The organism is Hydrogenophaga sp. (assembly GCF_026125825.1).
Classification (GTDB): Bacteria; Pseudomonadota; Gammaproteobacteria; order Burkholderiales; family Burkholderiaceae_C; genus Hydrogenophaga.
This window is the reverse complement of record NZ_JAHCKK010000002.1, coordinates 225420-233228: the sequence shown is the minus strand read 5'-3', so window position 1 is coordinate 233228 and position 7809 is coordinate 225420. Positions and strand designations below refer to the sequence as shown.

Below are 7809 nucleotides of genomic sequence, written 5' to 3'. Positions count from 1 at the left end.
TGGGACCCGCCAGCAGGGCGTGGCTGCCAAAGGCCGCCGTGACCACGGCCACAGGGGCTTCGGCCAGGCAGTGGCCCTGAGCGTCAAGCGCCTGCCAACCCAAGGCGGAGGGGGCCAGCGCCTGAACGGACGACCGCCACAGACACTGCAACGCGGTCAGGCGGGCGGTCTCATCAAGCCACGCCTGTACCAGGGCCGCAGGCCGCGCCAAGGCAGCCGGCCAGCGGCCCGCATCGTGTCCCAGGTTGTCCACTTCGCAGGCCTGCCAGCCCTGGCCCTGAGGCACCAGGCGCTGCAGTTCCGCCCGGGTGGCGGCCACGCCAAGGGCAGACAGGCGGGACAGCGGGGTGGGGGCGCGGGTGACGTGGGGGCTGAGCATGCCCACCGGCAGCGCCGAGGCGCCTTGTGCTGGGCCGCTGGCGGCATCGATCACCGTGAGCCGCCAGCCTCGCCGGGACAGGGCCGCGCACACCGCTGCACCCGCCAGGCCGGCACCGATCACCAGGGCGTGGCGCGCTTGGGGTGGTGGCACGGCCAGGGCGCTGGTCAGTGGCCTTCGGAAGGCGGCGGCACGTAACCGGCCGCGGCGTCTGCACCCTCGCCGAAGAAGTGCTTTTCCATTTGGCGCGCGAGGTACTGGCGGGCGCGCGCATCGGCCAGGTTCAGGCGGTTTTCATTGAGAAGCATGGTCTGGTGCTTGAGCCAGGCAGCCCAGGCTTCCTTGCTCACGTTCTCGTACAGGCGTTTGCCCATTTCGCCCGGATAGGGCGGAAAGTCCAGGCCTTCGGCTTCCTTGCCGAGCTTGATGCAATGAACGGTGCGTGCCATGAAAAGCGTCCTAGAGGTGTGGGTTAGATGGATTGGTTATAACGAACTGAAGAAATTATTCGTTCCAGAACAGACCAATCGTCGGCATGATCCGGGCGTCTTCGTTCGTCGGCATGGGTCGCCGTGGTGAGCGCGGGGGCTCGGGTGTCCCGGGCAGGCCGCCACTGTAGCAAGGTTTCGGTGCCCGCCCTGCGAGTGGGGCCGCCGGTCACCCGTCAGCCGCACGACAGGCCCGACTTTTTACAATACGGGGTTCGACCCCATCAGGATCTCTCATGAGTGCATTTCTGGAAGAGCGCGTGCTCAGCGTTCACCATTGGACCGACCGGCTGTTCAGCTTCACCACCACGCGCGACACCTCGCTGCGTTTCTCCAACGGCCACTTCACGATGATCGGCCTGCGGGTGAACGACAAGCCTCTGCTGCGCGCCTACAGCATCGTCAGCCCGAACTGGGCGGATCACCTCGAGTTCCTGAGCATCAAGGTGCAGGACGGTCCGCTCACCTCGCGCCTGCAGCACATCCAGGTGGGTGACAGCATCGTGGTCGGCCGCAAGCCCACCGGCACCTTGCTGATCGACTACCTCTTGCCGGCCAAACGCCTCTACCTGTTGGGCACGGGCACGGGTCTGGCGCCTTTCATGAGCGTCATCCGCGACCCGGAAACCTACGAGCGCTTCGAGCAGGTCGTGCTGGTGCACGGTGTGCGCCAGGTCAAGGAACTGGCCTACCGCGAACTGATCACGGAACAGCTCAAGCAGGATGAGTTTCTGGGCGAGGCCGTGCAGCAGAAGCTGCTGTACTACCCCACGGTCACGCGCGAGCCCTTCATGCACCAAGGTCGCATTCCCCAGTTGCTGGCCGACGGTGTGATTGCCAAGGACCTGGGCATCCCGCCACTGAACCCGGCCGAGGATCGTGTGATGATTTGCGGCAGCCCCGAGATGCTGCGCGACCTCAAGGCCTTGTGCGAGAAGCGCGGCTTCAAGGAAGGCAATACCACGACGCCGGGCGACTTCGTCATTGAGCGCGCCTTCGTGAGCTGAGGTAGGGGAACTTGCCGTGGGCCACCGGGCTCAGTGAACTGTTCCGCCCGGCGGCGGCGTTCTTCCCATTTCAGGAATCCCCTTGATCGCCTCTTTTTTCCCTGGCCATACGTCGCCCCTGACCCAGCACCCCCGCCGCATACTGGCCCTGGTGGCCGCTGCCTGCGTCGCCATGCTGGCCTTTGGCCTGTACCTGCAGCACGTGGTGGGCCTGGAGCCTTGTCCGATGTGCATCGTGCAGCGCTATGCGCTGGTGGCGGTGGCGCTGGTGGCCGGCCTCTCGGCGATGTTGAACGGCCGCGTCGCGCGGCAGGGGGGCATCGCGCTGATGGGCCTGTTCGCGGTCCTCGGCGCTTTCACGGCCGCGCGCCAGAGCTGGCTGCAATGGAACCCGCCCGAGATCATGAGCTGCGGGCGCGACTTCTTCGGGATGATCGAGGCCTTTCCGCTGCGCCGTGCCATCCCCATGATCTTTCGCGGCAGCGGGGATTGTTCGGTGATCGACTGGACCTTCCTCGGCCTGTCCATCGCGAACTGGTCCTTCCTGTGCTTCTTGGCCATCGCGCTGTTGGCCGCGGCGCTCTGGGTCAGGCGCCCCGCCGCCTGAGGCGGTTCGGGCCGGCGCCGGCCCTCTTCAGTTGAGCTTCTTCACCAGCACCTGGCTTTTGCGGTCCCAGTTGTACTTGCGCTTGCGCGCCTCGGGCAGCCAGTCGGCGCTGACCTGGACGAAGCCGCGCTTGACGAACCAATGCATGGTGCGCGTGGTGAGCACGAAAATGCTCTGCAGGCCTTGCGCCTTGGCCCGGGTCTCGATGCGCTTGAGCAGCCGCTCGCCGTCGCCCTGGCTCTGCGTCTGGGGTGATACGGTGAGCGCGGCCATCTCACCGGTGCGCTCTTCCGGATACGGGTAGAGCGCCGCGCAACCGAAGATCACGCCATCGTGCTCAATGATGGTGTAGTTGCCCGCGTCACGCTCGATCTCCGTGCGGTCGCGCTTGACCAGGGTGCCGTCCTTCTCGAACGGTTCGATCAGCGCGACGATACCGCTCACATCGTCCATCGTGGCCTCGCGCACGCTCTCCAGCTTTTCGTCCACCACCATGGTGCCGATCCCGTCGTGGGTGTAGATCTCGAGCAGCAGCGCGCCGTCCACCGAAAAAGGCAGGATGTGGCTGCGGTCCACGCCGCCTTCGCACGCGCGGATGCAGTGTTGCAGGTAGAACGCGGTGTCGGTGGGCTGCGTGGCGGAGGGCAGGGCGGCCAGCATCTTCTTGGCGTCGGCCAGCGGCAGTTCGGTGTCGATGTCGCTTTCCGGGTCGGCCTGATCGATGCGGATGCCCGGCACCTCGGTGAGGAACATCAGCTTGTCGGCCTGCAGCGCGATGGCCACCGAGGTGGCGACGTCCTCCATGGTGAGGTTGAAAGCCTCGCCGGTGGGCGAGAAGCCGAAGGGCGAGAGCAGCACCATCGCACCCATGTCCAGGGTCCGCTGGATGCCGTCGGTGTCCACCTTGCGCACCAGGCCCGAGTGGATGAAGTCCACGCCGTCGATCAAGCCCACGGGCCTGGCGGTGATGAAGTTGCCCGAGATCACACGCACCGTGGCGCCCGCCATGGGCGTGTTGGGCAAGCCCTGGCTGAACGCCGCCTCGATTTCGTAGCGCAGTTGGCCAGCCGCCTCCTGGGCGCAGTCGAGCGCCACCTCGTCGGTGATGCGCATGCCGTGTGAGTACTTCGCCTCGTGGCCCTTGAGGCGCAGCTGCTCGTTCACCTGCGGCCGGAAGCCGTGCACCAGCACGATGTCCACGCCCATGCTCTGGATCAGCGCGAGGTCCTGCGCCAGCTTCTCCAGCTTGCCGGCCGCGATGGCCTCGCCCGCGATGCCGACCACGATGGTGTTGCCACGGTGCTTGTGGATGTAGGGTGCGACCGAGCGGAACCAGGGGACAAAGGTGAAGTTGAAGACGGTGGACATGGGGCGGTGGGCGGGCAGGCGGTGGGCCGGGCGCGGATAATGGCTGGTTGCCCGATTTTGACCGAAGTTCCCCCTTGTCCTCCACGCCGTTGCACATCGAATTTCCCGAGACCCTGCCCGTCTCGGCCCGCCGCCACGAGATCGAGGCGGCCATGCGCGAGCACCAGGTGGTCATCGTCTGCGGCGAAACCGGCTCGGGCAAGACCACGCAGTTGCCCAAGATCGCGCTGGCCATGGGCCGTGGCAAGTGCAATGCCAGACCGGGTCAGCGGGGCCAGCTGATCGGCCACACGCAGCCGCGCCGCATCGCCGCCTCCAGTGTGGCCAAGCGCATCGCGGAGGAACTCAAGACACCGCTGGGCGAGGTGGTGGGCTACAAGGTGCGCTTCCAGGACCGCTTGTCCAAGGACGCGTCTGTCAAGCTGATGACCGACGGCATCCTGCTCGCCGAAACGCAGACCGACCCAGACCTGCGCGCCTACGACACCATCATCATCGACGAGGCGCATGAGCGCAGCCTGAACATCGATTTCCTGCTGGGCTACCTGCGGCAGCTGCTGCCGCGCCGGCCGGATCTCAAGGTGGTGGTGACCTCGGCCACCATTGATGCCGACCGCTTCGCGCGCTATTTCGCCTCGGCCAAGGGGCCCGCGCCCGTGCTCATGGTCTCGGGCCGCACCTTTCCTGTGGAGGTGCGCTGGCGCCCCTTCGAAGAAAGCCGCGACTACGACTTGAACAACGCCATTGCCGATGCGGTGGACGAACTCTGGCGTGGCCCGGCCGGCGGCGACATCCTGGTCTTCCTGCCCGGCGAGCGCGAGATCCGCGAGGCGGCCGACCACTTGCGCAAGCACCTGAGCCATGTCCCCACTTTGCGCAATGCCGAGGTGCTGCCACTGTTCGCGCGCCTGTCGCAGGCCGAGCAGGACCGCATCTTTCAGGACCACAGCGGCCGGCGGATCGTGCTCTCGACCAACGTGGCCGAGACTTCGCTCACCGTGCCGGGCATCCGTTTCGTGATCGATGCCGGCACCGCCCGCGTCAAGCGCTACAGCTTCCGCCAGAAGGTCGAGCAGCTCATGGTGGAGCCGATCAGCCAGGCCGCAGCCAACCAGCGTGCCGGCCGCTGCGGCCGCGTGGCCGATGGCATTGCGATCCGCCTCTACGACGAAGCCGGCTTTGCTGCGCGCCCTGCGTTCACCGACCCCGAGATCCTGCGCAGCTCGCTCGCCGGCGTGATCCTGCGCATGAAGGCCTTGCGGCTGGGCGCGGTGGAAGATTTCGCCTTCATCGAAGCGCCGCAGAAGCGCGCCATCGTCGACGGATACCAGTTGCTGGCCGAACTCAACGCGGTGGACGAGTCCAACGAGCTCACGCCGATTGGCCAGACCCTCTCTCGCTTGCCGCTGGACCCGCGCGTAGGCCGCATGATCCTGGAGGCGCAGCAGCGCGGCGCGCTCGACGAGGTGCTGGTGATTGCCGCGGCCCTGAGCGTGCAGGATGTGCGCGATCGCCCGCTGGACAAGCAGGCACAGGCCGACCAGGCGCACGCCAAGTTCGACGACGAAAAAAGCGAATTCAGCGGCACGCTCAAGCTCTGGAAATGGCTGGAGGACACCAAGGGGGGGCACGGCAAGGACCACAAGCTGAGCCACCGGCAGTACGAAAGCGTGCTGCGCGAGAACTTTGTCAATGTGCGGCGCGTGCGCGAATGGCGCGACATTCATTCCCAGCTGCACACCGTGGTGGCTGAACACCAGTGGAAACTCAATGACAAGCCCGCGAGCTACGAGCAGCTGCACCTGGCGATGTTGGCCGGCCTGCTGGGCAACGTGGGGCAGAAGCACGAAAGTGAGGACTGGTACCTGGGCGCGCGTGGCATCAAGTTCCACCGCCACCCCGGCGCGAACCTGAGCAAGCGGCCTGGGCGCTGGATCGTCTGCGCCGAACTGGTGGAGACCACGCGTCTGTTCGGGCGTGGCATCGCCAGCATCGAACCGCTCTGGCTGGAACAGGTGGGTGGGCACCTGATCAAGAAGCAATTGCTCGACCCGCACTGGGAGAAAAAAGCCGCGCAGGTGACGGCGCTGGAGCGCGCCACGCTCTACGGATTGGTGGTGTACAGCAATCGCCGCACCGACTACGGCAAGGTGGACCCGGCCGGCGCGCGCGACATCTTCATCCGCGAGGCGCTGGTGGCCGGCGAATGGGAGACGCGCCTGCCGTTCCTGGCCGCGAACCAGAAGCTGGTGCGACAGGTGGCCGAGCTCGAGCACAAGTCGCGCCGGCAGGATGTGCTGGTCGATGACGAGCTGATCTACGCCTTCTACGACCAGCAACTGCCCGCACACATCTGCAATGGCGCCTCGATGGAGCGCTGGTATCGGAACGCTGTGCGCGAGAACCCCAAGCTCCTGTTGCTCACGCGCGAGGAACTGATGCGGCACGAGGCCGCGGGCATTACCACGCAGACCTTCCCCAAGACACTGCGCCTGGGCGGCGTGGACTGTGCGTGCAGCTACCTGCACGAGCCGGGCGACCCGAGGGATGGCCTGTCGGTCACGCTGCCGATCTTTGCGCTCAACCAGGCCAGCGAAGACCGCTGCGACTGGCTGGTGCCAGGCATGCTGAAGGAGAAGGTGCTGGCACTGCTCAAGACCCTTCATCAGCGTCCGCGCTCCCGGCTGGTGCCCCTGCCTGCGACCGCCGAGCGTTTTGTGCAGACGCTGTGCGAGCCCGCCACCTTCGGTGCGGGCAACCTCATGGACGCCCTGCTCAAGCTCGTGCGCGAGGCCACGCAACTCGACATCCAGCGCAACGACATCAAGGTCGACATGCTCAGCGCGCACCATTTCATGCACCTGCGCGTGGTCGACGAACATGGCCGTCAGCTGGGCCAGGGGCGCAACCTCGCCGCGCTCAAGGCCGAACTGGGCGCGCAGGCGCGGGGTGCCTTCCAGGCCCTGGCCTCGCTCAAGATGGAAGGCCTGCGCGCGGCGCCGCCGCCTGCCGCACCCGCCAGGGGGGACCCAGCGCCCGCGGCCAAGGCCACCGCTCCCACGGCCCCAGCCATGAGCGCGGCCCAGCGCCACACCAGCTGGGATTTCGGTGAACTGCCCGAACTGATGGAAATCCGCCAGGGCCAGCAGACCCTGATCGGCTTCCCCGCGTTGGTGGACGACGGCGAGGCGGTGCGCATCGAGGTGTTCGACGAACCCGAGGTCGCCCAGGCACGCCACCGCGAGGGCCTGCGCCGCCTGTTCGCGCTGCAGATTCGCGACGCGCTCAAGTACCTCGAGAAAAACCTGCCCGGCCTGCAGGCCATGGGTGTGGCCTACATGCAGGTGGGCAAGGAGGCGGGCGGCGGCACGATGGAAGAGCTGCGCTCTCAGATCCTGGAACTCGCGCTCGACCGCGCTTTTCTCGTTGACCCGCTGCCCGCCGACGAGGCCGCTTTCAAGCGGCGCGTGGAGGAGGGCCGGGGGCGCCTGACGCTGATCGCCAACGAGATCGCCCGCACGGCAGGCACCGTGCTCACGGAATACGCCGCAGCGGCGCGCAAGCTCAAGGACAGCAAACCCCCGGCGGACGTGGCCGCCGACATCTCACAGCAGCTCCAGCGACTGGTGTCCAAACGCTTCCTCCTGCAGACGCCTTACGCACAACTTCAGCACCTGCCGAGGTATCTCAAAGCCGTGCAATTGCGTCTGGACAAGCTGCGCGCCGACCCTGCGCGCGACGCTGCCAAGCTGGCTGAACTGCGACCGCAGGACCAGCGCTTCTGGCGGCTGGTGGCCGAGCGCAAGGGCGTGCAGGACGCCCGCTTGCAGGAACTGCGCTGGCTGCTGGAGGAGTTGCGGGTCAGCTTCTTTGCGCAGGAACTCCGCACACCTCAACCGGTGAGCGTCAAGCGGCTGGAGAAGGCCTGGACGCAGCTCAACGCCTGAGTCCGGGCCTCTG

At 66.7% G+C, this 7809-nt stretch carries 6 protein-coding genes; 3 read left to right on the top strand and 3 right to left on the bottom strand.

Annotated features, from left to right (window positions below):
* Both KIT86_RS02390 and KIT86_RS02385 read right to left on the bottom strand, forming a co-directional pair.
* Positions 1 to 532: FAD-dependent oxidoreductase (locus KIT86_RS02390; RefSeq protein WP_297394686.1), on the bottom strand; the 532-nt coding region annotated here is incomplete at its 3' end.
* A 14-nt stretch (positions 533 to 546) separates the two neighbouring features.
* Complete coding sequence (locus KIT86_RS02385) at positions 547 to 828, bottom strand: oxidative damage protection protein (protein WP_297394683.1); 282 nt, start codon at positions 826 to 828, stop codon at positions 547 to 549.
* A gap of 275 nt (positions 829 to 1103) precedes the next feature.
* Here KIT86_RS02385 and KIT86_RS02380 point away from each other — a divergent pair, with 275 nt between their 5' ends.
* Positions 1104 to 1874, top strand: a complete 771-nt coding sequence (locus KIT86_RS02380; RefSeq protein WP_297394680.1) for a ferredoxin--NADP reductase — start codon at positions 1104 to 1106, stop codon at positions 1872 to 1874.
* A gap of 118 nt (positions 1875 to 1992) precedes the next feature.
* Positions 1993 to 2481, top strand: a complete 489-nt coding sequence (locus KIT86_RS02375; RefSeq protein ID WP_297394696.1) for a disulfide bond formation protein B — start codon at positions 1993 to 1995, stop codon at positions 2479 to 2481.
* A gap of 27 nt (positions 2482 to 2508) precedes the next feature.
* On the opposite strand, the gene argA is transcribed toward KIT86_RS02375, so the two are convergent.
* Positions 2509 to 3849: an amino-acid N-acetyltransferase gene (argA, locus tag KIT86_RS02370; RefSeq protein WP_297394677.1), complete on the bottom strand. Its 1341-nt coding sequence runs from the start codon at positions 3847 to 3849 to the stop codon at positions 2509 to 2511.
* A gap of 74 nt (positions 3850 to 3923) precedes the next feature.
* Between argA and hrpA the strand changes: the two genes are divergently transcribed.
* Entirely contained in the window at positions 3924 to 7796 is a 3873-nt protein-coding gene (gene hrpA, locus KIT86_RS02365) for an ATP-dependent RNA helicase HrpA (RefSeq protein ID WP_297394675.1), read from the top strand.
* The last annotated feature ends 13 nt before the right edge of the window (positions 7797 to 7809 follow it).